This window comes from Nocardia sp. NPDC057455, assembly GCF_042802775.1.
Classification (GTDB): domain Bacteria; phylum Actinomycetota; class Actinomycetes; order Mycobacteriales; family Mycobacteriaceae; genus Nocardia.
Window position 1 is genome coordinate 1 of the sequence record NZ_JBHVDM010000109.1, and the last position, 21,947, is coordinate 21,947.

Consider the following 21,947-nt stretch of genomic DNA (forward strand, 5'->3'; position numbering starts at 1 on the left):
AAGGGGCCGCGAACACGCCGCGCCGAAGGCGCGGCAAATCGAACACAGTAGGCTGTGGCCGTGTCGAGACGAGCCGATGGCAGGGCGGACGATGAGCTCCGCGAGGTCCGGATCACCCGTGGTTTCACCACGCATCCAGCTGGTTCGGTGCTGGTGGAGTTCGGGCAGACGCGGGTGATGTGCACCGCGAGCGTCAACGAGGGGGTGCCGCCGTGGCGACGCGACTCCGGATTGGGCTGGCTCACCGCCGAATACGCGATGCTGCCCGCCGCGACGCACACCCGCAGTGGGCGTGAATCGGTGAAGGGCCGGATCGGCGGACGGACCCAGGAGATCAGCCGCCTGATCGGCCGTTCGCTGCGCGCCTGCATCGACCTGGCCGCGATCGGTGAGAACACCATCGCGATCGACTGCGATGTGCTTCAAGCCGACGGCGGTACCAGGACAGCCGCCATCACCGGCGCCTACGTGGCGCTGTCGGATGCCGTGACCTATCTCGGCGCGGCGGGCGCGCTGGCCGATCCGCAGCCGATCTCGTGCGCGATCGCCGCGGTGAGCGTCGGCGTGGTCGACGGCCGGGTGCGCTTGGATCTGCCGTACGAGGAGGATTCGCGCGCCGAGGTGGACATGAACGTCGTCGCCACCGATACCGGAACGCTGGTGGAGATCCAAGGCACCGGCGAGGGCGCCACTTTCCCGCGCTCCACGCTGGACAAGCTGCTCGACGCCGCGTTGGCGGGCTGCGAGCAGTTGTTCGTCGTGCAGAAGGAGGCGCTGGCACTGCCCTATCCCGGCGTGCTCCCGGAGCCGGCCGAGGCGAAGAGGAAGTGATGACCCGCCGTCTGCTGGTGGCCAGCCGTAATGCCAAGAAACTGAACGAACTGCGCCGCATCCTCGACGAGGCGGGTATCGCCGGGATCGAGATCCTCGGGTTGGACGACGTTCCCCCGTACGACGAGGCGCCGGAGACCGGAGCGACGTTCGAGGAGAACGCGCTGGCCAAGGCTCGCGACGGCGCCGCGGCCACCGGGTTGGCCTGTGTCGCCGATGATTCCGGCATCGAGGTGGACGCGTTGAACGGGATGCCCGGTGTGCTGTCGGCGCGCTGGTCCGGCAGGCACGGTGACGACGCGGCCAACAACGCGCTGTTGCTGGCGCAGTTGTCGGACGTGCCGGACGAGCGTCGCGGCGGGCGGTTCGTGTCGACCTGTGCGCTGGTGGTGCCCGGCGGCGCGGAGACCGTGGTGCGTGGCGAGTGGCCCGGCTCGATCGGGCGCAAGCCGGTCGGCGACGGCGGTTTCGGTTACGACCCGCTGTTCATCCCGGTGGGCGGCGATGTCACGGCTGCTCAATTGACGCCCGCCCAGAAGGACGCGGTGTCGCATCGCGGGCGGGCGCTGGCTCTTTTGACGCCGGCCCTGGCGGCGCTCGCCGAAGGCTGACGCGAGCGGCGCTCTGTCGGATCAGACGCCGAAGTTCTGCTTGACCTGCTTGGCGTTGACGTGCTCGACGAAGAACGACAGCAGCGGGATGGTTCCCGCCAGCAGGGTGCCGACGGTGCGCAGGACCGGCCAGCGGACCTTGACCGCGAGATCGGCGGTGACCAGCAGATAGACGAAGTACACCCAGCCGTGCACGACGGCGATCCAGCTCGGGGTGTGCACGTCGAAGCCGTACTTGGCGATCATCTCACCGGTGAGCAGCAGCAACCAGAGACCGGTGATCCAGGCCAGCGTCCGGTAGCGCAGCAGCGCCGGGCGGATCTTGGCGGCGTTCCCGGCCGGGGCCGGGGCGGCGGTGGTCTCGGTGGAATTCTCGCTGGTGGTCAACCGGCGCTCCTCTCACGGGTGTGCAGGCCTGCCACGCGGACCTGTTCATCGATGTCATGGGCGTGCAGCGCGGCGAGGTACCGGTTGTACTCGGCGAGCACGGGATCCTCGTCCCGGACGGCCTTCGGGCGTTCGGGTAGCAGCCCGGCCGGGAGCTCGGTGGGCGCGAGTGGTTTCGCGGCGCGCCCGGCTGCGGCGGAATCATGCCGCGGCGCCGCGGTGGACTCGTCCTTCTCCGCGCCTGCTTCGCGCTCGAGCCGGACGAACCGGAAGTAGGCGAAGACGGCGAACCCCGCGAACAGGGGCCACTGCAGCGCGTATCCGAGGTTCTGGCCGGTGCCGCTCGCGGACTCGTAGCGCTCCCACTGCCACCAGGCCAGCGCCAGGCAGCCCAGCGCGGCGACGATCACCAGCGCGATGAGGGCCGGGCGGTTGTGTGCCGAGCGGCGGGGAGAGGCGGACACGGCTTCTACGGTACCCGTTCTACTACGCGGGCCGTAGAGCCGGTGCGCCGTCCTACGCAGGCGGTGACTGTGCTCCGGTTCGACGCTGGGGGCGGCTGTCGGCCGGGAACGTGGGGCCGCTCGCCCGAGGGGTCGGCTGCTGGGCATGCATGGGCCGCTCGCCACGGATGATCTGTCGCGAGCGAGCGGCCCGCCGGTGCCCCGGGACGAGCCGTCCGCCGCGCGCGTCAGCGGTCCCCGGACTGCGCCGGGCTCAGAACGAGTAGATCACGCCGGTCTTGCGCTCGGACTCGGTCCACAGCCGCCGCCAGAGGTCCCGGTTCTGCGACAGACGGGTGGACGACGAGGGCCGCACCGGTCCCTGGCTGCCGAACAGCCGGGTCGGGCCCCAGTAGACCTCGGGATCGGCGTCGGGCATGGTCGCGGCGAACAGAGTCGAGTGCGCCGCCTTGGCGGGCGAGTGCCCGATCAAGCGGATGAACGGCTTCGAGATGTAATCGAGCGGCGTCTCGGTATGGGCGAAGAGGTCGGTGGCCGAGACACCGGGGTGCACGCCGTAGGAGCGCTTGTCCGAGCCGGATTCGCTGAGCCTGCGCTGCAATTCGCGCGCGAACATCAGATTGCACAGCTTGGACTGCGCGTAGGCGAGATTTCGCTGGTAGCGACGGTTCTCGTAGTCGAGATCGTCGATCCAGAGTTTCGGGGTCTGCTTGTGCGCGATGCTGGAGAGGGTGACCACCCGCGACTTGATCCGGTCGAGCAGCAGGCCGGTGAGCGCGAAGTGTCCGAGGTGATTGACGCCCCATTGGGTTTCGAAACCGTCCTCGGTGCGCGAGAACGGGACGTTCATCAGGCCCGCGTTGTTGACCAGCACGTCGAATTCGCCGCTGTCGTCGGCGAACTTGCGTACCGAGGCCAGATCGGCCAGATCGAGTTCGGCCACGCGGACGTCGCCGTCGATGCCTCCGGCGACCTCTTTCGCCTTGACCGCGTTGCGGCAGGCCATGATCACGGTCGCGCCCTTGGCCGCCAGGACTTTCGTGGCGACGGCACCGAGACCGCCGTTCGCGCCGGTGATGACAAAGGTGCGTCCCGTCTGGTCCGGGATCTCAGTTGGTTTCCACGCCATGTGTCAACCTTACTTTGGAGTAAGTTTCGGGGGAAGGGTTCGATACCGATCGTCTCAGACGCAAGGGCTCGTGTCGCGGAACACAGCCGCGACACGAGCACTCACCCGATTTGTTCAGCGGCCGCTGCCGATGGGTTGCTGGAAGGCGGCCGCGAGTACGGCGCCCACCGTCTCGCCCCACACCTGCCAGGTGGCGGGGTCGAGCGTCATCGAGCCGACATCGGTGATCGTGACGCCCTCGGCCACCGGTGCACCCGCGAACCGGTCCTTCAACCACAGCAACGCGCGCGGCGCCGCGATCGGGTCGAGGGTGAGGTGCTCGCTGAAATGGTCGCGGATGTACTCGACCCGTGCGCCCGGGTCCCGGGCGTAGCTGCCGACGAGCTTGTTGACCGGGCCGACCGGAATCAGCCAGTCGGCGTTGGCCTGGTACATCAGCATCGGCATGTCCGGGACGGCCTGGCCCAGCTTCGTCTTGTTCAGCACGTCGACGACGGTGGGGTCGGTGAACGGGTTCTTCGCGAGCATCCCCAGGTTGTCCGCGAACGGGAACAGCGCGGCCTGGTAGCTCGCGCACAGCTGTTCCTTGCCCGCGATCATGAGCCTGCCCAGGCCGTTGGCGTTGTCGTCGAGGAATTTTCGCAGTTCGGGATACTCGCGCGAGACGCCGAGCGCGCCCGCGAAGATCAGCCCGGCGGAGAGGTTGCCGTTGGCCATCCGCAACGCGGCCGACAGGTCTGCGGGGATGCCGCCCTCGGCGGTGCCGACCACATTCAGCTCGGGCGCGTAGCTGTGCTTCGACTCGGCTGCCCAGCCGGTGGCGATCGCGCCGCCGGAGTAGCCCATCATCCCGACCCTGGTCCGGGTCCCGGACAGTTGCATCGGCGCGAAGTTCTCCGCGGCGCGGATGCCGTCGAGGGTGATGCGGCCCGCCAAAGGGCCCGCGGCGTACGCCGAGTCGGGGCCCTGGTGATCCGGGATCACCGCGGCCCACCCCTGGGCCAATGCCGCCTGCACCTCGAGGAACTGCGCGGCCACCAGGATGGAGCCGGTCAAGGTCGCGGGAATGGAACCCATCTGGAGCTGATAAGACGGCATGCAGTAGTTGCCGGTCGAGTCCTCGGCGATCTGGTAGGAGAACAGCGGCCGGTCGGCGACGTAGCCGCGCGGCTTGATCACCGTGGCCACGGCGGGAATGGCCTCGCCGCGGGAGTTGGTGGAGCGGTAGGACAGCTGCCAGGCGTCCACGTTCACCGGGATCAGCGACAGGTTGGCCAGGTTGACCTGGCGCGCGGCGATGATCTGACCGGGAGCCAGATCGGCGTAGGTCTCCATGGGCGGGCGATAGAACGCCGGGTCGAAACCCGGCGGTAGCGGCGGAATCGGGAACGGCAGCGCGGGTTGGATCGCCGCATCGTTCGGTGTCGGCTCCGCGGTTGCCGGTCCGGCCGTGAGGAAGGGCAGCCCCACGGCCACCGCGGCGAGCGCCGCGAGCAGCTTCGGTGCGTGCTTGCGGGGAAGAACCACGTGAGAACCTCTTCGTTCGGTGAGCCACATTTGTGAGCCCCATCGGTTTCAGACTTTGCACGAGTATGCGGTGTCGTGTCCCGGATCACAAGAACGGGTATCGCCGGGGGCGGTGGGATGGCCGCTCGCGGTCGCCGCGATTTCGCTACGGTGAGAGGTGTGACGGCGACGGTGGGCAGGCAATACGGCGGGCGTGCCGTCGTGGAGCGGAAAGCCGAGCGGCGTCAGCGGTTCCTCGACGCGGCCACCCGGATCTTCGCCGAGCGCGGCTACGCCAATTGTTCGCTGGCCGACGTGTGCGCGGCCGCGGGCCTGTCCAAGCGGCAGTTCTACGAGGAATTCCAGGCCAGAGAGGACGTGCTGGTCGCCGCGTACGACCGGATCCAGGACGAGGCCGCCGCCGCTGTGCTGGGACGGCTGGGGGACCTCGACCCCCGGTTCGACCTCCCCGCCGCGATGACCGCCGTGGTGACGGCCTACCTCGCCTCCATCGGCTCCGATCCGAATCGCGCGAAGGTCGCGTTCATCGAAGTGGTCGGGGTGAGCGACCGGATGGAGCAGCATCGCCGCGAACGACGGCACGGGTGGGCGGCGGTGCTGGAGTCCCATGTGGTGCCCGTGGTCGCTCCCGGTTCGCGGGTGCGCGGCGCGCCGGGGTGGGGTGCCAGCGCGTTGATCGGCGCGATCAACGGGCTCGCGCACGAGTGGGTGCTCGCCGACCCGCGTCCGACGGTGGCCGAACTCGTCGATCTGCTCGTCCCGATCGCGATGTCGCTGATCGAGCGGGTGGACGAGACAGCGTCCGAGGACTTGCCCGGCTGATTCGCTGCCGTGTCGCTGGATTCATCGAAGCGGCGAATTCCATATTGGGCTGATGGCCGGTTCGGTTGCTGTCGCCGCCGGCCCTGGCGCCCCGATGGGCAGGGCCGAGACCGACATCGTGTTCGGCACCATCTGTATCTGCGCGACCGGCTGCGGGGCCACGCCACGCTGGCCGAGATAGCGCGCGAGCACAGACTGCCCGAGTAGGTGATCGAGCCGATCTACGACCAGGTGGGCGCTTGCGGCAAGTTACTCGTAGACGTATATTCGTAGACGAGTAAAGGAGGTGCCGCGATGAAGAAACGCAAGGTCGACAACCTGCTCGCGCTCGCGGTGCTGTCGGTGATCATCGAACGCCCGATGCACCGCTACGAGATCGCGCAGACCCTGCGCGAGCGGGGCAAAGACCAGGACATGGCGATCAAGTGGGGTTCGCTCTACACGGTCGTGCAGAACATGGCCAAGGTCGGCTTCCTCGAGGTGGTCGGCAGTGAGCGCGCGGGCGCTCGGCCGGAGCGGGTGATCTACCGGATCACCGACGCGGGCCGCGCCGAGATGGCCGATTGGACCAGGGAGCTGCTGTCGACTCCGGAACCGGAACACCACCGGTTCGTCGCGGGTCTGTCCATTCTCGCGGTGCTTCCGCCCGCCGAGGTGGTCGAACTGCTCGGCACCCGCCTCGAAGCGCTGGAGCGGAGCATTGGGGCCGTTCGCGGCCAACTCGGCGAACTCGCGGGCGCGCTGCCGCGATTGTTCATCGTCGAGTCCGAGTTCGGGCTGGCGATGCTGGAAGCCGAGGCGGCGTGGACACGTTCGCTGCGCGACGAGCTGACCGAGGGCACCTTCCCCGGACTGGCGCAATGGCGGGAGTGGCATGAGCGCGGCGCGCTGCCGTCGGAGGTCACCGAGCTGGTGGAGAGGGGGATGGCCGAGAACTAGCCGAAACCGGACCCGGCGAGGTGCGGCAACACCGCCGCCGGGCCCGATCGAACAGTCTCGAACCGCGCCCGCGAACGCGCACCCGGCTACAAGGCTGGCAACCACAGGATAACCGGGTGGGTGGCGCGTGGGTCGGTCCGGGAACCGAAACCCGTATCGCACGAAATCCTGGAGACACCCATGTCCACAACACGTACCGCCCTGGTGATCGGTGGCGGTATCGCCGGCCCCGTCGTCGCGACGGCCCTGCGCAAGGCGGGCATCGAAGCCCGCGTCTACGAGGCCTATCCCGGCCCATCCCACGGCATCGGCAGCGGACTCGCGCTGGCGCCCAACGGCATCGCCGCCCTCGACATCATCGGAGCGGGCGATCCGGTTCGCGAGATCGCGCTGCCGGTCACCAAGATGAACATGGCCGTCGGAGACAAGGTGCTGGCCCTGCCCGGCCTTTCCGATGTCCCGCCGCTGCAACTGGTCGATCGCAGCGAGTTGCATCGAGCGCTGCACCGGCACGCGACCGCGGCGGGGGTTCCGTTCGAGTACGACAAGCGCCTGGCCGACGTGCACGAGGACGAGTCGGGCATCACCGCCCGGTTCGCCGACGGCAGCACGGCCACCGCCGACGTGCTGATCGGCGCGGACGGCATCCGCTCGCGGGTGCGCACGCTGATCGACCCGAACGCGCCCGGCCCCGACTACACCGGCATGCTCGGCTTCGGCGCGACCACCGAGTGCGGCGCCGAGATCCCGGCCGACACGATGACTTTCGCGTTCGGCAAACGCGCGTACTACCTGTACTGGCCGCTCGGTGACGGGCGGGTGGCCTGGGGTGCGAACCTGCCGCACAAGGAGTATCTGCCGCTCACCGCGGCGCGGGCGGTCCCGAGCGCGCACTGGTTGCGGATCCTGCGCGAGACCTACCGCGACGACAGCCCCGGCGGCGAACTCGCGCGCCGCACCACCGAGGACCAGCTGGAGGTGGTCGGCGCGCTGCACATCATGCCGCCGGTGCCGCACTGGCATCGCGGACGCATGGTGCTGGTGGGCGATGCGGTGCACGCCCCGTCCAACAGTTCCGGCCAGGGCGCGTCGCTGGCGATCGAGAGCGGTGTGCAGCTGGCCCGGTGCCTGCGTGATCTGCCCGCTCCGGAGGCGTTCGCGGTCTACGAGCGGCTGCGGCGCGAGCGCGTGGAAGGCGTCGCGGCCCGCGCGGCGAAGATCAACCACAGCAAGACGCCGGGGCCGGTGGGACGCAAATTCATGCAGCTGCTCATGCCGCTCATGGCCAAGACGGTGATGAAACCGGAGAAGACCATGGGACCCGAGCAGCGCTACCGGATCGATTGGGAAGCCCCGGCCGAGCGCGAACTCGCGTCGGTGTGACCCGACGTTGAAGGTCCCGCAGGTCCGGCGACCTGCGGGACCGATCCTTCCTGAAAGAGCGGCGATTCGGCGGCGCGATTCGGCACCGGGCGAGCCGGATCGATACGGTTCCCGGTGCGCCGCACCGGCCGATGGCCCGCCCGCACATCGAACCGGTCCGTCACCGGCTGCCAGTGGCGGGGCGCAAGCCCCGATCAGCGACGTGCCGCGCGGTCACGCAGGATTCGCGCGGTCTGCTCGTCGCCGGGCAGGAACGCCTCCAGTTGTAGCTCGGCGAGCGTGACGTCCACCGCGGTGGCGAAGGAGGTGAGCGTGGTGATCAAACGCAATTCCCCTTCGGCGCAGCGCAGGCGCAGCGGCACCGCGAACCCTAGATGCCCCGGCCCCGGCTCGGTGTGCGGGAGATAGGTCTCCAGCTCGGCGATCAGTTCGTCCAGGACGGGATCGGGGCTGCGGGTCATCCGGTTGCGCAGCGCCTCGGTGACGTGCCTTCCCCACTCCGGCAAGTTGACCACCCGGGCGGCCAGGCCGTCCGGGTGCAGCGCGAGCCGCAGCACGTTGACCGGCGGTTCCAGCAGCCACGGCGCGGCGCCCTCGGTGAGCACGTCGAAGGCGGCGTTGGCGGCGAGCAGGACGCCGTAGGGCCGGACCACCAGCGCCGGGTAGGGCAGATGACCGTCCAGAATGGCGCGCAACGCCTCCAGCACCGGCGCCAATTCCACGGTGTCGAGCTCCGATTCGGGGAAAATCGGCGCGTATCCCGCGGCCAGCAGCAACCCGTTGCGTTCCCGAAGCGACAGCTCCAGGGATTCGGCCAGCCGCACCACCATGGTGCGACCGGGGCGCGAGCGGCCCTGCTCCAGAAAGCTCAGATGACGCTGCGTGGTGTCGGCGCGGATCGCGAGGTCGAGCTGGCTGACCCGGCGCAGCGTCCGCCAGTGCTTGAGCTGCCGGGCGAACCCGGTGGACTCGATCGCCGTCGTCATAGCAGCAGTATCGGCGGGCGGGCAGTGGGCTCGCCATACCCTGCGGGGAATCGCACAGACTTCGAACGGCGGCAAAACTCTGCCGCATGAGCAAGAAACTCGATGAGCAGGAACTCTCGCGATTCGCCGAACGGTACATCGCGTTGTGGAACGAGCCCGACGCCTCGGCCAGGCACGAGCGGATCAGGCAACTGTGGTCCGAGGACGGCGCCCAGGTACTGGTGGATCCGCCGCAGGCGATGCGGGAAGCGCTGGCCCGGTTGTCCTTCCCGATCCCGACCGTGGAGATCCGCGGCTACGCAGCGCTGGACCGGCGCGTCGACCGCGCATACGACGAGTTCGTCGCCCCTGGCGAGCACGTGTTCGTCGCGCACGGACCGGCGGTGCGCCTCTCGGTGAACCTCATCGGCCTGACCTGGCACATGGCGACCAAAACCGACGGCGCCGTCGTGGGTGGCGGATACGACGTCATCGCCCTCGACGACGATGGCCGGATCCGGTGGGATCACCAGTACATCGGCGTCGCGTGAGGCAAGCCGTCGCCTACCGTCTCGATCCCTCGCGCGGCGCGGACGCGCTGACCGCCGCGCCGCAGGAGATGCCGGAGCCGGGCCCACGGCAGGTGGTGATCAGGGTGCGGGCGGCGTCGCTGAATCGTCGCGATCTGATGCTGATGGACGGGACGTACCCGCTGCCCGCCACCCCCGGCGTCATCCCGCTCAGCGACGGTGTCGGCGAGGTGATCGCCGTGGGTATCGACGTGACGCGCGCCGCGGTGGGCGACCGGGTGACCGGCACCTACTTCGTCCGCTGGGTCGACGGCCCGCAGCGCCGGGCGCACGTCGTCGAGCAGTACGGCGCGACCTACCCCGGCATGCTCGCCACTTACGCGGTGCTGGAAGAGGATTCGGTGGTGCACGTGCCCGGTCACCTCACGGACGCGGAAGCCGCGACGTTGACCTGCGCCGGGGTGGTGGCGTGGGCCGCGCTGAGCACGCCGCTGCCGGTGCGTCCGGGCGAATCGGTCTTGACCGTCGGCAGCGGATCGGTGGCGCTTTTCGGCGTGCAGTACGCGAAAATGCACGGCGCCGAGGTCATCTCGATCACTTCGAACGATCGCAAGGGCGAGCGGTTACGCGCGCTCGGAGCCGACGAGGTGATCGATCGGAGCCGGACACCGGACTGGGGACTCGCCGTGCTGGACCGCACCGGCGGCGACGGCGCCGATCACGTCCTCGACGCGGTGGGCATGCCGACATTGGCGAAATCCGTGCGGTCGGCCGCGTACAACGCGCGGATCACGATGATCGGTGCGATGCCCGCCGCCGGCGCGCCCGCGGACAATCCGTTCGGGGTGTCGTATCTGTCGATCCGCCGGATCGCGGTAGGCAGCCGAACGGATTTCGAGGCGATGAACCGAGCGATCGCCGTCCATCGGATGCGTCCCGTCATCGATCGGGTGTTCGCCTTCGAGGAAGCCGCAGCGGCCTACCGGTATCTCCGTACCGGCGATCCGTTCGGGAAGGTGGTGATCGAGTTCCCTCGAGATTCAGGGGCAGGCGGTAAGGATACGCGCCATGGCATCTTTCTCGGCCGGGGTGACCCATAGCTGATAGGCCGCCTTCACCTGGATCTGCCTGGTCAGGTAGGCGCAGTGGTAGCCCTTGCTCGGCGGCAGCCATTCGGCCGCGTCGGAGTCGCTCTTGGACTGGTTGGTCGGGCCGTCGACGGCCTGCAGGTTCAGCGGGTCGTTGGCGAGTTCGCGGCGGCGCTCGGGGGAAAGCTGCTGTGCGCCTTTCTGCCAGGCGTCCGAGAGCGCGACGACGTGGTCGATCTGCACGTCGTCGGAGGACTTCGTGCCGCGCTTGAAGTCGATGGTCTTGCCGGTGTATGGGTCGGCGAGCGTTCCGGTCGCGACGATGCACTTGCCCGACTTGAAGGTCACGTCGGTCATGTCGCGCTGAAGGATGTCGTTGCGGGTGTCGCAGCCGTTGCCGCCACCGGGCACCGAGACATTGTCGGTCCAGGGCGGCCCGAATTCGTCCCGGCTGTAGCCGGTCTTGGGCGCGCGCTCCGCCACACGTAAGGAGCTCAGCAGGGCGAGAGCGTCGCGACCGGGAATAGGGGCGGGTGCGTCGGCGCAGGCCCGGCCGCCAGGGCCGCACCCCGCCGCCGTCGACTCGCTGGGGTGAACCGTGGAGCAGGAGACCTGTCCGATGGAAGTCGCCACCATGATGCCGATCAGAGCCAGCCGCCGCGCTGTGGACTTCATCGAACTTCCTAACGCCGAAACCACTTGAAACTGTAACGGCGAAAAGGTATCCAGTGGCGGGGTTCGCGCAACCCAACGGCGCGTATGAGATTCGGCACAGCCGGCCGTTAACGGGCGATGCGCCGGAGCGACCGGACCGGGATGTGGACCCGCCCCCGAATCGCCGTGCCGGCGCCGATTCGGGGGCGGTTTATCACGAGGAGACCTGGGGAGCCGGCGCGGTTGTGCGGATGGTTGTCCACTCCGAAAACCGCACTGGTACGACACCACGGGGCTGATGAGGGGGAGGTCCCGAGGTGTCGAGCCGCGCCTGCTCCGGACTCACTCGTGACGATCAGGGGCGATCGGGATCAGGTGGGTGACCAGGGGATTCCCTACCGGGTAGGGCGCCAGCACGCATCCGCTCCATCTCGATCTCACTTCAGTTCTACGTACCAAGACAGTAGATAGGCGGAGTGTGGATTGGCAAGTTCGTTCCCGTGGATCGGAAAATTTCTCAGCCGTTCATCAGTTTTGGTTACACATCTACTGCATTAGTACGGATATATGCATGAGACGGCGGTGTGGCGTGACCGCCGTCCGGCTGGTTTCGTTTGTGACGATGATCACCCCCGGACCGGTCACAGGCCGACGAAATCGTGTGTCGAAACGGGTGCGGGCAAACAAGCCGAACTCGAAAGGACCACATCATGCCGACCGTCGAGGTCCTCGACTCTTTCATCAACTACCGCGAGACCGGAGCGGGGGACACCCCGGTGGTGTTCCTGCACGGCAATCCGACCTCGTCCTATCTGTGGCGCAACGTGATTCCGCACGTCGCCGATCGAACCAGAGCGCTGGCGCCCGACCTCATCGGGATGGGGGAATCCGGTAAACCCGACAGCGGTTACCGCTTCACCGACCACGCCGCCTACCTGGACGCCTGGTTCGACGCGCTCGGACTGGACCGGGTGGTGCTGGTCGGGCACGACTGGGGCGGCGCTCTGGGCATGGACTGGGCCGCTCGACATCCGGGCCGGGTGCTCGGCATCGCGCTGATCGAGACCTTCTTGCGGCCGATGCGCTGGGACGAGTTGCCTCCGCTCGGCGCCGAGTTGTTCCGCAAGTTCCGCTCCGCGGAAGGCGAGCGAATGATCCTGCAGGAGAACACTTTCATCGAGTTCAACCTGCCCAAAGGCGTCGCCGACCTGGCGGCCGAGGATCACGACGTGTACCGGGCGCCGTACCCCACACCGGCCACACGCAAGCCGCTGCTGGTGTGGCCGCGTGAGTTCCCGCTGGATGGAGAGCCCGCCGACGTGGTCGGGCTGGTGCGGAACTACGGCGAGTGGGCGGCTGCGACGCCCGAGGTGCCGAAATTGCTGATGGCGCTGGAGAACGGCGTGGGGCTGGGTTCGGCGGAGGCGATCGACTGGGCTGCGCGCACTTTCGCGAGCGCCGAGGTCGCGCCGATCGGCCCGGCAGGCCACCACGCGCCGGAGGATCGGCCGGAGGAGATCGGCCGGGCGGTCGCGCAGTGGCTCCACCGGCACGCCCTGATCGGGGCGGCCGCTCGCTCGTGACCTCGGCCCCGGTGTGACCCGGCGCTGCTTGCGCCGAGCGCGCCGCAGGCCGAATGATGGCCGGATGAGCACGGAGCACGACCGGGTCGCGGCGCAGGAGAAGGCCATGGTCGCCCGCGCGGTCGCGGGCGACCGCGATGCCGTCGCCCTGGTGGTGCGCCTGCTACAGGACCCGCTCTATCGCCTGGCCCTGCGCATGGTCTGGCGGCCGACGGAGGCCGAGGACGCGACGCAAGAAATCTTGGTGCGCGTCCTCGATCATCTGCACACCTGGCGCGCCGAGGCGAGACTGCTCACCTGGGCCTACCGCATCGGCGTCAATCACCTGCTGAATCTGCGGCGCCAGACCCCGCAGGAGGCCGCGCAACTGAGCCTGGACGCCTTCCGGGACGGGCTGGCCGACGGGCTGTCGGAAGCGGATCACCGCGGGCCGGAAGCGGTGCTGCTGACCGCCGAGGTGCGGCTCACCTGTAGCCAGGGCATGTTGCAATGCCTGGCCCGCGACGAACGAATCGCCTTCGTGCTGGGTGAGGTGTTCGAGCTGAACTCCGCCGAGGCCGCCTGGATTCTCGGCGTCACCCCGGCTGCCTATCGAAAGCGCCTGCAGCGAGCCAAGAAACGGCTCGGGAACTTCCTGAACGCGACGTGCGGCCTGGTCGACCCGGCGGCCTTCTGCCGCTGCTCGCGCCGGGTGGACCGAGCGCTCGCGCTGGGGCGGGTCGACCCCCGCCGCCCGGTATACGCGCGCCATCCGGTCAGCGCGGGCGGGCGCACCGCGGCCGAGGCAGAACGACAGATGATCCGGTTGCACGACGCGGCGTCGGTGCTGCGCGCCCATCCGGACTATGCCGCGCCGCAGGCGAAGATGGACGCGATCGCGGGGCTGCTCGGTTCCGGTCGCTTCCCCATGCTCGAGGAGACCTGACCCGACCTCGCGTCACATCGGCCGGCGGCGTTCAGCCGGGTGAGCCGGTGACAGTGCGGTCGGCGGAGGGGGAAGATCCCCGTAGTTCCCTTGCCAGACGAGCGATGTGCGCGGGGCCGACCCGGCAGCATCCGCCGATGATCCGCGCGCCCCGCCCGTACCACTCATGGGCTTGCCGCGGCGCGAACTGTACGGAGCCGGTCCACCGATGACCGGCCGCATCCCAGCCTTCTCCGCTGTTGGGGTAGACGATTACCGGTTTGCCGGTGCGGGCGGCCGGTTCCACCGCGGCCGCGACATCGGCGGGGGCGCAACAGTTCACGCCGATCGCGACGATCGAGTCCGAGCCCGCGGCCACCGCGAAGGCGTCGGCGAGCGGTTGCCCGGCACGCGTGCGGGCGCCGTCGATGGTGTAGCTGAGCCATGCCGGCACTCCGAGGTCGTTCACCACGTCCACCAGCGCCTCGGCCTCATCGAGGTCGGGCACGGTCTCCAGGGCCAGCAGGTCGGCGCCCGCCTCGGCGAGCACCTCCATGCGCGGCCTGTGCCATGCCCGCAGTTCGGCCACGGTGCGCCCGTAGCGGCCACGATATTCCGAGCCGTCGGCGCGCGCGGCGCCGTAGGGGCCGATCGAGGCGGCGACCCAGCGCCGCCGTCCATCGTCGGCGCAGGCATCGCGCGCCGCACAGGCCAGCGCCACGCCGCGCTGCCACAGCCGCACCGATTCCGTCCTGGTCAGCCCGCGCGCGGCGAACCCCTCGAACGAAGCCTGATAGGTCGCGGTGGTCGCGATGTCGGCGCCCGCGCGGAAGTAGGCCGCGTGCACGGCCTCGATCGCGGCGGGTTCGTCCACGAGCAGGCGTGCCGACCACAACGCGTCGGACAGGTCGTGGCCGCGCGCCTCGAGTTCGGTGGCCGATCCACCGTCCGAGATCAGTGCCCCCGCCGCGGGGTCGAACAACACGCTTCCACTGTAGGACGCGGTCTACTCGTCGTCGGTGGGTTGGGCGGTCGGCGGCACCCCGGTGTCGAGGAAACGGATGAGCCGCTCGATACGTGCCGTGTGGTCGACACAGCGTTCCAGGTGGTGGCCGAGTAGAGCGATATCGATCGCTACCTCGGTGGCGGGCTGGGACGCGGGATCGCGCAACGCGGAATGCAGTTGCTCGTGCAGCGTTTCCATCGGGCGCCCGGCGGGTGTCTCCTCCTCGGACAGTGGTTGGCGACCCGCGACCGCTTGCCCGGCCAGCGCCGTGCGGTCGGCCGCCAGCTTGCCCATCGAGGCGAGGATGTCCAGGATCGGTTGCTCCGCCGCGTGTCCGGGATGACTCTGATACACCTTGTCGGCGACCCGGCTGGCGAGCCAGCCGATGCGGGACAGTTCACCGGCGATCTGGATCGCCGTCACCACGTGTCGTAGGTCGCGGGCCACCGGCGCCTGTAATGCCAGTAGCACCACGGTGCGCGCCTCGCACGCGCCGTACATCTTCTGCAGCTGCTCATCGAGCGCGAAGACCTCGTAGGTCGCGGTGAGATCGGCGTCGACGAGCGCGTCGGTGACACGCTCGACGGCGTCGTGGGCGAGCGTGCACATCAGCGTCAGATCATTCGTCAACGCGATGAGCTCGGCAGTGAACTGGGTGCGCACTGCCAAATTCTCACCTATGGAAGGCCGTGCGGTCGATTCCTTGCCCGGATGTTCTTCGGTAACGACCTCGCCCTGGTTCGCCGCCCGACGCCCGTGGTGGAACGGAACGCCGGAGTGCGCGCGATCGCACACGGCGGCGGGTGCGTGGAATCGGCAGGTCCAGCGTCTTTTCGGGCCCGCGGCGGACCGATACGGGACTCCGGGGATGGTGGTCGGTCGCCTCCGCGAAGCGTGCTGCCGATGGGAATCCCAGCAGGTGCGGGAGAGCCGTTGCGCGACCGGAGCTTTGTGTCGCGCATCACAATGCGGTGTTGGTGCGCACGCGAACTCACCCAATTGCTCGGCGCGTGCCCTGGATGAGCCGGTGCACCCGGCATGCGCGGTCGGTACTGCGCGATGCGATGGGCGAAGGTTTGCGCCCCGGTGCCTGTAGGTGTCGCGGTGCGCCGGGCAACGGCTCGTGCCCTGATCAACGCCCGAATCGTGCCTGCGTCGAAGCCTGCCGACGCGCGCGACCGGTGTTACCGTCGCGTCATGCCGAACATGCGCGACATCCAGCATCGGGTGGTGACGGCGTTCCAGCGCCGAGTGGGCAATCCGCTCCTCAGCACGCTGCCCGGGCAGACGCTCCTGGAAACCACCGGGCGGGTCAGCGGGCAGCCGCGGATCACTCCGATCGGCGGACGGCGGATCGGCCGGGAATTCTGGCTGGTCTCCGAGTTCGGCGAGCGTTCGCAGTATGTCCGGAACATCAAAGTCGACAACCGGGTTCGGCTGCGGTTGCACGGTCGCTGGCACACGGGCACCGCGCATCTGCTGCCCGAGGACGACCCGCGGGCCCGCTTGGCCGCCCTGCCGCGCGCCAACAGCGCGGCTGTCCGGTTCGTCGGCACCGACCTGCTCACCCTGCGTATCGATCTGGACGACTGAGCCCGCGCCCGGTGCGGGGATGCCGAGCACCCGACCCGGATGCGAATAGTTTGCTGGGACGATGGTGGGCATGATCCGTGTGTTGCTCGCCCGCTGGACCGTAGTCGTACCGCTGCTCGCCGTCCTCGCCCTCGCGGCCACCTGGGGCCGCGGTCTGCCCGGTGTCGCGATGACGATCGTGGTGGTGGCGTTGGTCGGGGCGGTGCTCTCGGCGGTGCACCACGCGGAGGTGGTCGCGCGCCGCGTCGGTGAACCGTTCGGTTCGCTGGTGCTGGCCGTCGCGGTGACCGTGATCGAAGTCGCGCTCATCCTCACCCTGATGAGCCAGGGTGGCGACAAGACCGCGACTCTGGCCCGCGACACGGTCTTCGCCGCGGTGATGATCACCTGCAACGGGATCTTCGGCCTCTGCCTGCTGGTGGGCGCTCTGCGGCGGCGGGTGGCGGTGTTCAACGCGGAAGGCACCGGTGCGGCGCTGGCCACCGTGGCGACGCTGGCCACGCTCAGTCTCGTGCTGCCGACCTTCACCACGAGCAAGCCCGGCCCGGAGTTCTCGCCCGCGCAGCTGGCCTTCGCGGCGGTGGCCTCGCTCGCGCTGTACGGCTTGTTCGTGCTGGTGCAGACGGTGCGTCATCCGGACGACTTCCTGCCGGTCGAGGTGGACCGCGTGCTCGCCGAGCGGGGCGAGCGCACCGATTCGCCCAGCGCGCGCACCGCGCTGATCGCCCTGGTGCTGCTGCTGGTCGCGCTGATCTGCGTGGTGGGGCTGGCGAAGGTGGTCTCGCCCGCGGTCGAGTCGGCGGTCGAGTCGGCAGGACTGCCGCAGTCGGCGGTCGGCGTGGTGATCGCGCTGCTGGTACTGCTGCCCGAGACGCTCGCCGCGGTCCGTTCCGCGCGCCGCGACCAGGTGCAGATCGGTCTCAATCTGGCGCTCGGTTCGGCGATGGCGAGTATCGGCCTCACCATCCCGGCGATCGCGGTGGCGAGCATCTGGCTGGACGGCCCTTTGGTGCTCGGCCTCGGTGCGACCCAGATGGTGCTCCTGGCCCTCACTGTCGTGGTGGGTGGCCTGACGATCGTCCCCGGACGCGCGACACTTCTCCAAGGCGGCGTCCATCTGGCGGTGTTCGCGGCCTTCGTCGGCCTCGCCGCCAGCCCCTAGCGCCACATCCCCCGCACCACTCGGCGGAGCTCGCCGGTCAGTGAGGGTGTTGGGCGGCGTATCGAGCGCGTTCCCGGGCTCGGCGTCGGGCTTGTCGCGGATTTTCGAGGTCGGCGGGCAACCCGTGCTTCGCGAGGCGGTGCGCGCGGTTCATCGGCATGAACGCGACGGTGTAGAACAGGGCCAGCAGCAGCGCCAGCAGGACCATCGCGCCGCGCAGCCACAGTTTGCCCGGGAACAGCAGGAACGCCGCGAACAGCGGCGTGAACGGCACCAGCCCGCGTAGGACGTGCCGGGTGGGGGCGAACCTGCCGGTCAGGTCGTCGCGCACCCACTCGCGCATCGAATCGGGCAGGCGGCGTCCGAAGGCGTAGCCGATCCACTGGATGGGATGGGGCCGTCGTCGTTCTCGTGTCATGACCGGACTCCTCGGTGCAGAGGCTGGGCGTCGGGCTCGGCGAGCGCCGACCGGCGGGCCGCCTCGTTCACCCGGGTGAGGGCTTCGCGCAACTGCTCGAGATCGGCCAGGGTCACGCCGAGGCGCTGCACGACCGCGGGCGGGATCCGCTCGGCCTTCGCGCGCAGTGCGGCGCCGGCCGGGGTCAGGTTCACCACCAAGTTCCGCTCGTCCCGGCTGTCGCGTTCGCGACTGATCAGCCCGGCGGCCTCCAGGCGTTTGAGCAGCGGGGACAGCGTGGGCGAGTCGAGCTGGACAGCCTCGGCGATCGCTTTGACCGACATCGGCGCCTCGCCCCACAGCGCGAGCATCACCAGGTACTGCGGGTGGGTCAGGCCGAGCGGCTCGAGCAGCGGCCGGTAGACGGCCAGCACGGCGCGATTGGCCACCGCCAGCGCGAAGCACACCTGCCGGTCCAGACGCAGCGGATCGTCGATCTCGGGCTCCATCGGTCCTCCTCCGTGGTCCAAGTTAGCGCATTAATAGTTAGTGCGTTAACCGATGTGTGCGACATCTCGCCGCGACATCCCGGCCTTGGGGCCGCCGCTGGTTACCGTGAGATCCGTGGACTACGACGCGGGTCGGCTCCGCATCCAGGAACTGGACGCGGTTCGTGGGTTCGCGCTGTGCGGCATCCTGGTGGTGGATATCTGGCGGATCGCCGATATGGCGGTCACGGACGGATCGGGCGTGGTGATACCGGTCCGGCACGTCCTGTCGGTGACGTTCGAGGGGCGGTTCTTCCCGATCTTCTCCTTCCTGTTCGGAATCGGCTTCGCATTACTGCTGGACGATGCGGCGGAGCGCAGTGAGCGCCCACGGTTGGTCCTGATCCGCCGCTTGCTGGCACTCGGCGTGATCGGCTCGGTCCATCAGCTGTTCCAGCCGGGGGAGGCGCTGCTGCCCTACGCGCTGGCCGGGCTGGTGATCCTGCTGCCAGCCTCGGCGCTGCCGAACTGGGTGGTGCTGGTGGCCGGACTGGCCTGCACGCTCGGCGTGGCGCTGGCCCTGGGCGGTGGGCTGGCCCTGGTGCCGGGGCTGTTCCTGCTGGGCCTGGCCACCGCGCGCGGCGGCATCGTGGACACCCTGGATGAGCGGGTCTGGCAGATCGCCGCGGTGTTCGCCATCGCCCTGCCCGCCGCGATAGCGGCGGGAATGTGGGAGTTCCGCACGCCGTATCTGGAGCTGTGGTCCACGCCTGCCGCGGCCGTGGCAGGTCTGCTGGGTGCGCTGGCCTATCTCACCGGCTTGCTGCTGTTGCTGCGTATCGAGCCCGGTCAGGTACTGGCGGAGGTCCTGCGGCCGCTGGGCCGCATGGCGTTGACCAACTACGTCGGCGCCACCGCGCTGATTCTGCTCGCCGCACCGCGTCTGGGCCTGCACGGCTCCGGCGACTACGCGCCGGTTCTGGGGTTGGCGGTCGCGATCATCGTGGTCGAGGCGGTGGTCGGCGCGGTGTGGTTGCGGTTGTTCGAATACGGTCCGCTGGAATGGGTTTGGCGCTGCGTCACCTGGTGGACGGTGGTGCCGATCCGGCGGGTGCGGACGCCGAGCCGCCCGTACTGACCTCGGCAAGCCCGGCCGTCTTCGGTCTTGCCGCGCTCCCGATCGCTCAGTCGCGTTGCTCGTTCTCGATGCGGCGCAGGATATTCAGCATCGCCAGTACCGACTCGGCGCGGACCGTACCCTGTCTCAGCCCGTCGCGCAGCACCGGTTCCAGCACCTCGTGCTCGGCGTTTCCCTTGAGCGCGTTGATCAATGCCCGCTCGCTGTCACGCGTCGCCGCCGGCCGGGGATCGGTGAACGGGTCGAGGCTGTCGAGCCCGAAGTAACCGCGGAACACCTCCAGTGTCTCGTAGGACGGGTTCACCGCCTGCCCGGTGCGTAGCTTCCAGAGGTAATTGGCGGACAGTCGCGCTCCGGTGGCGCGGTGGATGTCCGTGGCCAGCGCGCGGTGGGTGATACGGTGCGGCCGCCCGTCTTTCGCGGTGGGCGGGTGCATTCCGTCGATGAGCGTGTTGAGCGCCCGCGTGAACGGGTGTAAGTCCTCCCCCATAGCAGCGTTGTCTCCTGTGGTTGACAGGGCATGTGGCGTAGATCATACTCGTGCGTGCTCCGCCTGCGCATGCCGTTGTGGTCGCCCCGAAGGGTGAGTGACCGCGAGAGGTCCGGCGCCCGAGAGCGGTAGCAGGTGGGGCGATCATCGTCGCTCGCCCCATCTCATCGACGGTGTGCGGGCAGCCCTTGCGCTATGCCGGAAACCGAAGTGTCGAAAGATCTCTCGTTCGGGTGCCGCGAACGCCGAATCGGCTGTTCGAAAGCGGCGCGGAGCGCGATGTGGACCGGCTCGTCACGCGAGTGGGTGCGCGCGCCGTTGACGAGCGCGCGCTGAGTGCCCGGAGAACTCGATTCCCCTGACCGACTGCTGATTCCGGGATGGTGGCGCCGTCGACGATCCCGCGGTGACGCGGCCCTGATCGCTGAACCGACGGCGGCACTGTCGAATTCGCCGCGCCGCGAGTGTTATCCGAAGCCGGTTCGTCGAGGCTCGCCAGTGCCGACAGGCGTGGCGTGGCGATGCCACGCACGGTCTCCGGTGCGCATGCGGCTACGGATTTCGTGAACTGGGCGTTCGACCACGTCCGTCACCCGCTCATCACCCGCTCGGTGTAGGTCGGATCCAACCGGAGGGATGTGCGGCCTGCGGCTACGGCCCGCAGGGGTGACTACCAGGTGTTCGCGCGGACCCGACGTCCCGGGCGGGCGCGCGGCGTGCGAACTTCGATCAGGAGGCGGAGGCTCCGGTCTGCCGGATCGCGTCGAGAACCTCGCCGTAGGTCATCGTCGTCGAGTTCACGAGCGCGCGCTCCGACGACACGTCGATGTCGACGGAATCGATGCCGTTGACACCGCGCAGCGCGGACTCGATCGCCGACGCGGACTCGCGCGTAACGTTGTGCAGGGTAACTGTGTACGTCATGGGAATCGGATTGACCGATTCCGCCCGCTCAAACTTTCCTTTCTGCCGCGTTTGACCGCCGGGGGCCCGGGAATAGCGGAGTTGTCAAACGACTCGACGCAACAGGGATTGCCATGATCATCATCATCGGGCTCGTCGCCTTGATCGCGGCCGTGATTATCGGAGTTGCCGCGGTAGTGGGCAACACCGGCCCCGCTCAGCAACTGACGAGCGATTTCGCGGTATTCGACTATCACTTCCACGGTTCCACCGGAGCACTATTCGGCTACGGAGTGGCCCTCGGTGCCATCGGGATGTTCGGGATGGCCCTCGTGCTGTCCGGCGCCTGGCGGGTGACCCGTCGCGGTGTGGTCGCGCGTCGTGAACTCGCGAAGTCTCGCCGTGAGATGGCGGCGGTGCGGCGTGATCTGACGGCGGACACTTCCGCACCGGCGGCGCGGGCTCCTCAGCAGGAGCCGGCCTGGCGGCGGTGGCTGCACACCCCCCGTTCGGGTACTGCCCGGACCGATCGCGGCGCGACGGTATCCACTTCGAAACCTGTGACCGCGAAGTAATTGAGAAGAAAAGGAATACGACAATGATCATTCTCGGCCTCATCCTCTTGGTCCTGGGCTGGCTGCTCGGAATTTCGTTGCTCACCACCGCGGGCATCATCGTGCTGATCATCGGGCTCGTGCTGCTGGTGGCCGGCTCGGTGGGCCGTCCGGTGGGTGGCCGCCGCTGGTATTACTAGGGATTGCTCATGAAGTTCGAAGATCGCCTCGCGCACCAAGTGCAAGCGACCAGGGGCAGCGTGAAGAAATTCCTCGGCCGAGCGACCGGCAACTCCCGGCTGGGGGCCGAGGGACGGCGTGAGCAGGCCCGCGGCAACGTCAAGCGCGCCGCGGACAAACTGCGGGACGCTTTCAAGCGCTGACCGCGCACCTGCCGAC

At 68.8% G+C, this 21,947-nt stretch carries 27 protein-coding genes; 15 read left to right on the top strand and 12 right to left on the bottom strand.

Annotated features, from left to right (window positions below; translation table 11 throughout):
* Nucleotides 1-60: 60 nt before the first annotated feature.
* Both rph and ACFU5M_RS30015 read left to right on the top strand, forming a co-directional pair.
* The gene (gene rph, locus ACFU5M_RS30010) at nt 61-831 is read left to right on the top strand and encodes a ribonuclease PH (protein ID WP_379054259.1); all 771 of its coding nucleotides are present in this window, start codon (nt 61-63) and stop codon (nt 829-831) included.
* Nucleotides 831-1,442, top strand: coding sequence for a non-canonical purine NTP pyrophosphatase (locus ACFU5M_RS30015; RefSeq protein WP_379054260.1), 612 nt, complete (start codon nt 831-833; stop codon nt 1,440-1,442). The genes rph and ACFU5M_RS30015 overlap by 1 nt, the downstream gene beginning before the upstream one ends.
* Nucleotides 1,443-1,463: 21 nt before the next feature.
* Here ACFU5M_RS30015 and ACFU5M_RS30020 read toward each other — a convergent pair whose 3' ends face one another.
* The 4 genes from ACFU5M_RS30020 to ACFU5M_RS30035 form a co-directional block, all read right to left on the bottom strand.
* The gene (locus ACFU5M_RS30020; protein WP_379054261.1) at nt 1,464-1,829 is read right to left on the bottom strand and encodes a DUF3817 domain-containing protein; all 366 of its coding nucleotides are present in this window, start codon (nt 1,827-1,829) and stop codon (nt 1,464-1,466) included.
* Nucleotides 1,826-2,293, bottom strand: coding sequence for a transcriptional regulator (locus ACFU5M_RS30025; RefSeq protein ID WP_379054262.1), 468 nt, complete (start codon nt 2,291-2,293; stop codon nt 1,826-1,828). The genes ACFU5M_RS30020 and ACFU5M_RS30025 overlap by 4 nt, the downstream gene beginning before the upstream one ends.
* A gap of 253 nt (nt 2,294-2,546) precedes the next feature.
* Nucleotides 2,547-3,422, bottom strand: a complete 876-nt coding sequence (locus tag ACFU5M_RS30030; RefSeq protein WP_379054263.1) for an oxidoreductase — start codon at nt 3,420-3,422, stop codon at nt 2,547-2,549.
* Between the two features lie 114 nt (nt 3,423-3,536).
* Nucleotides 3,537-4,949: a lipase family protein gene (locus ACFU5M_RS30035; protein ID WP_379054264.1), complete on the bottom strand. Its 1,413-nt coding sequence runs from the start codon at nt 4,947-4,949 to the stop codon at nt 3,537-3,539.
* Between the two features lie 159 nt (nt 4,950-5,108).
* Here ACFU5M_RS30035 and ACFU5M_RS30040 point away from each other — a divergent pair, with 159 nt between their 5' ends.
* From ACFU5M_RS30040 to ACFU5M_RS30050, 3 genes are all read left to right on the top strand, one after another.
* Nucleotides 5,109-5,771, top strand: coding sequence for a TetR/AcrR family transcriptional regulator (locus tag ACFU5M_RS30040; RefSeq protein WP_379054265.1), 663 nt, complete (start codon nt 5,109-5,111; stop codon nt 5,769-5,771).
* A 294-nt stretch (nt 5,772-6,065) separates the two neighbouring features.
* Nucleotides 6,066-6,710 (top strand): PadR family transcriptional regulator, encoded by a 645-nt coding sequence (locus tag ACFU5M_RS30045; protein ID WP_379054266.1) that lies wholly within the window; start codon nt 6,066-6,068, stop codon nt 6,708-6,710.
* A 180-nt stretch (nt 6,711-6,890) separates the two neighbouring features.
* Nucleotides 6,891-8,093, top strand: a complete 1,203-nt coding sequence (locus ACFU5M_RS30050) for an FAD-dependent oxidoreductase (RefSeq protein WP_379054267.1) — start codon at nt 6,891-6,893, stop codon at nt 8,091-8,093.
* A gap of 194 nt (nt 8,094-8,287) precedes the next feature.
* On the opposite strand, the gene ACFU5M_RS30055 is transcribed toward ACFU5M_RS30050, so the two are convergent.
* The gene (locus ACFU5M_RS30055) at nt 8,288-9,079 is read right to left on the bottom strand and encodes a helix-turn-helix domain-containing protein (RefSeq protein WP_379054268.1); all 792 of its coding nucleotides are present in this window, start codon (nt 9,077-9,079) and stop codon (nt 8,288-8,290) included.
* Between the two features lie 86 nt (nt 9,080-9,165).
* Between ACFU5M_RS30055 and ACFU5M_RS30060 the strand changes: the two genes are divergently transcribed.
* Both ACFU5M_RS30060 and ACFU5M_RS30065 read left to right on the top strand, forming a co-directional pair.
* The gene (locus ACFU5M_RS30060; protein WP_379054269.1) at nt 9,166-9,609 is read left to right on the top strand and encodes a hypothetical protein; all 444 of its coding nucleotides are present in this window, start codon (nt 9,166-9,168) and stop codon (nt 9,607-9,609) included.
* Complete coding sequence (locus tag ACFU5M_RS30065) at nt 9,606-10,688, top strand: NAD(P)-dependent alcohol dehydrogenase (RefSeq protein ID WP_379054270.1); 1,083 nt, start codon at nt 9,606-9,608, stop codon at nt 10,686-10,688. The genes ACFU5M_RS30060 and ACFU5M_RS30065 overlap by 4 nt, the downstream gene beginning before the upstream one ends.
* On the opposite strand, the gene ACFU5M_RS30070 is transcribed toward ACFU5M_RS30065, so the two are convergent.
* Entirely contained in the window at nt 10,629-11,351 is a 723-nt protein-coding gene (locus ACFU5M_RS30070; RefSeq protein ID WP_379054271.1) for an HNH endonuclease family protein, read from the bottom strand. The genes ACFU5M_RS30065 and ACFU5M_RS30070 overlap by 60 nt on opposite strands.
* Before the next feature lie 686 nt (nt 11,352-12,037).
* Here ACFU5M_RS30070 and ACFU5M_RS30075 point away from each other — a divergent pair.
* Together ACFU5M_RS30075 and ACFU5M_RS30080 are read left to right on the top strand one after the other, a co-directional pair.
* Nucleotides 12,038-12,913 carry a haloalkane dehalogenase gene (locus tag ACFU5M_RS30075; protein WP_379054281.1) on the top strand — a complete coding sequence of 292 codons (876 nt, stop codon included), beginning with the start codon at nt 12,038-12,040 and terminating at the stop codon, nt 12,911-12,913.
* A gap of 64 nt (nt 12,914-12,977) precedes the next feature.
* Nucleotides 12,978-13,838 carry an RNA polymerase sigma factor gene (locus ACFU5M_RS30080; RefSeq protein WP_379054272.1) on the top strand — a complete coding sequence of 287 codons (861 nt, stop codon included), beginning with the start codon at nt 12,978-12,980 and terminating at the stop codon, nt 13,836-13,838.
* Nucleotides 13,839-13,869: 31 nt separating this feature from the next.
* Here the strand turns inward: ACFU5M_RS30080 and mmuM are convergent, their stop codons facing one another.
* Both mmuM and ACFU5M_RS30090 read right to left on the bottom strand, forming a co-directional pair.
* Nucleotides 13,870-14,775 (bottom strand): homocysteine S-methyltransferase, encoded by a 906-nt coding sequence (gene mmuM / locus ACFU5M_RS30085; RefSeq protein ID WP_379054282.1) that lies wholly within the window; start codon nt 14,773-14,775, stop codon nt 13,870-13,872.
* Between the two features lie 48 nt (nt 14,776-14,823).
* Nucleotides 14,824-15,486, bottom strand: coding sequence for a phosphate uptake regulator PhoU (locus ACFU5M_RS30090; protein WP_379054283.1), 663 nt, complete (start codon nt 15,484-15,486; stop codon nt 14,824-14,826).
* Nucleotides 15,487-16,020: 534 nt separating this feature from the next.
* Here ACFU5M_RS30090 and ACFU5M_RS30095 point away from each other — a divergent pair.
* Both ACFU5M_RS30095 and ACFU5M_RS30100 read left to right on the top strand, forming a co-directional pair.
* Nucleotides 16,021-16,416 (top strand): nitroreductase/quinone reductase family protein, encoded by a 396-nt coding sequence (locus tag ACFU5M_RS30095; RefSeq protein WP_379054273.1) that lies wholly within the window; start codon nt 16,021-16,023, stop codon nt 16,414-16,416.
* Between the two features lie 70 nt (nt 16,417-16,486).
* Entirely contained in the window at nt 16,487-17,578 is a 1,092-nt protein-coding gene (locus ACFU5M_RS30100) for a calcium:proton antiporter (protein WP_379054274.1), read from the top strand.
* 37 nt (nt 17,579-17,615) lie between these two features.
* Here ACFU5M_RS30100 and ACFU5M_RS30105 read toward each other — a convergent pair whose 3' ends face one another.
* Nucleotides 17,616-17,996: a DUF5313 family protein gene (locus ACFU5M_RS30105; RefSeq protein ID WP_379054275.1), complete on the bottom strand. Its 381-nt coding sequence runs from the start codon at nt 17,994-17,996 to the stop codon at nt 17,616-17,618.
* Nucleotides 17,993-18,484: a MarR family winged helix-turn-helix transcriptional regulator gene (locus tag ACFU5M_RS30110; RefSeq protein ID WP_379054276.1), complete on the bottom strand. Its 492-nt coding sequence runs from the start codon at nt 18,482-18,484 to the stop codon at nt 17,993-17,995. The genes ACFU5M_RS30105 and ACFU5M_RS30110 overlap by 4 nt, the downstream gene beginning before the upstream one ends.
* Nucleotides 18,485-18,599: 115 nt before the next feature.
* Here ACFU5M_RS30110 and ACFU5M_RS30115 point away from each other — a divergent pair, with 115 nt between their 5' ends.
* A complete protein-coding gene (locus tag ACFU5M_RS30115; protein ID WP_379054277.1) occupies nt 18,600-19,601 on the top strand; it encodes a DUF418 domain-containing protein in 1,002 nt (333 codons plus the stop codon).
* Nucleotides 19,602-19,647: 46 nt separating this feature from the next.
* Here the strand turns inward: ACFU5M_RS30115 and ACFU5M_RS30120 are convergent, their stop codons facing one another.
* Together ACFU5M_RS30120 and ACFU5M_RS30125 are read right to left on the bottom strand one after the other, a co-directional pair.
* On the bottom strand, nt 19,648-20,091 hold the full coding sequence (locus ACFU5M_RS30120) for a hypothetical protein (RefSeq protein WP_379054278.1): 444 nt from the start codon (nt 20,089-20,091) through the stop codon (nt 19,648-19,650).
* Between the two features lie 729 nt (nt 20,092-20,820).
* Nucleotides 20,821-21,015, bottom strand: coding sequence for a heavy-metal-associated domain-containing protein (locus ACFU5M_RS30125; RefSeq protein ID WP_062971665.1), 195 nt, complete (start codon nt 21,013-21,015; stop codon nt 20,821-20,823).
* 113 nt (nt 21,016-21,128) lie between these two features.
* On the opposite strand from ACFU5M_RS30125, the gene ACFU5M_RS30130 reads away from it, so the two are divergent.
* Genes ACFU5M_RS30130 through ACFU5M_RS30140 form a run of 3 tightly spaced genes read left to right on the top strand, consistent with a single transcriptional unit; the run spans nt 21,129 to nt 21,931 of the window.
* Nucleotides 21,129-21,569, top strand: coding sequence for a hypothetical protein (locus ACFU5M_RS30130; protein ID WP_379054279.1), 441 nt, complete (start codon nt 21,129-21,131; stop codon nt 21,567-21,569).
* A gap of 23 nt (nt 21,570-21,592) precedes the next feature.
* Complete coding sequence (locus ACFU5M_RS30135; RefSeq protein WP_085994835.1) at nt 21,593-21,748, top strand: DUF6131 family protein; 156 nt, start codon at nt 21,593-21,595, stop codon at nt 21,746-21,748.
* A gap of 9 nt (nt 21,749-21,757) precedes the next feature.
* Nucleotides 21,758-21,931 carry a CsbD family protein gene (locus tag ACFU5M_RS30140; protein ID WP_379054280.1) on the top strand — a complete coding sequence of 58 codons (174 nt, stop codon included), beginning with the start codon at nt 21,758-21,760 and terminating at the stop codon, nt 21,929-21,931.
* Nucleotides 21,932-21,947 lie beyond the last annotated feature (16 nt).

What these genes read in the sequence shown, in the direction of transcription:
- ACFU5M_RS30135 (WP_085994835.1), top strand. Translation starts at nt 21,593, where the DNA reads ATGATCATTCTCGGCCTCATCCTCTTGGTCCTGGGCTGGCTGCTCGGA.
- ACFU5M_RS30110 (WP_379054276.1), bottom strand. Translation starts at nt 18,484, where the DNA reads ATGGAGCCCGAGATCGACGATCCGCTGCGTCTGGACCGGCAGGTGTGC.
- ACFU5M_RS30125 (WP_062971665.1), bottom strand. Translation starts at nt 21,015, where the DNA reads ATGACGTACACAGTTACCCTGCACAACGTTACGCGCGAGTCCGCGTCG.
- ACFU5M_RS30030 (WP_379054263.1), bottom strand. Translation starts at nt 3,422, where the DNA reads ATGGCGTGGAAACCAACTGAGATCCCGGACCAGACGGGACGCACCTTT.
- ACFU5M_RS30050 (WP_379054267.1), top strand. Translation starts at nt 6,891, where the DNA reads ATGTCCACAACACGTACCGCCCTGGTGATCGGTGGCGGTATCGCCGGC.
- ACFU5M_RS30080 (WP_379054272.1), top strand. Translation starts at nt 12,978, where the DNA reads ATGAGCACGGAGCACGACCGGGTCGCGGCGCAGGAGAAGGCCATGGTC.
- ACFU5M_RS30015 (WP_379054260.1), top strand. Translation starts at nt 831, where the DNA reads ATGACCCGCCGTCTGCTGGTGGCCAGCCGTAATGCCAAGAAACTGAAC.
- ACFU5M_RS30130 (WP_379054279.1), top strand. Translation starts at nt 21,129, where the DNA reads ATGATCATCATCATCGGGCTCGTCGCCTTGATCGCGGCCGTGATTATC.
- ACFU5M_RS30045 (WP_379054266.1), top strand. Translation starts at nt 6,066, where the DNA reads ATGAAGAAACGCAAGGTCGACAACCTGCTCGCGCTCGCGGTGCTGTCG.
- ACFU5M_RS30095 (WP_379054273.1), top strand. Translation starts at nt 16,021, where the DNA reads ATGCCGAACATGCGCGACATCCAGCATCGGGTGGTGACGGCGTTCCAG.
- ACFU5M_RS30070 (WP_379054271.1), bottom strand. Translation starts at nt 11,351, where the DNA reads ATGAAGTCCACAGCGCGGCGGCTGGCTCTGATCGGCATCATGGTGGCG.
- ACFU5M_RS30140 (WP_379054280.1), top strand. Translation starts at nt 21,758, where the DNA reads ATGAAGTTCGAAGATCGCCTCGCGCACCAAGTGCAAGCGACCAGGGGC.
- ACFU5M_RS30055 (WP_379054268.1), bottom strand. Translation starts at nt 9,079, where the DNA reads ATGACGACGGCGATCGAGTCCACCGGGTTCGCCCGGCAGCTCAAGCAC.
- ACFU5M_RS30120 (WP_379054278.1), bottom strand. Translation starts at nt 20,091, where the DNA reads ATGGGGGAGGACTTACACCCGTTCACGCGGGCGCTCAACACGCTCATC.
- ACFU5M_RS30105 (WP_379054275.1), bottom strand. Translation starts at nt 17,996, where the DNA reads ATGACACGAGAACGACGACGGCCCCATCCCATCCAGTGGATCGGCTAC.
- ACFU5M_RS30060 (WP_379054269.1), top strand. Translation starts at nt 9,166, where the DNA reads ATGAGCAAGAAACTCGATGAGCAGGAACTCTCGCGATTCGCCGAACGG.
- ACFU5M_RS30100 (WP_379054274.1), top strand. Translation starts at nt 16,487, where the DNA reads ATGATCCGTGTGTTGCTCGCCCGCTGGACCGTAGTCGTACCGCTGCTC.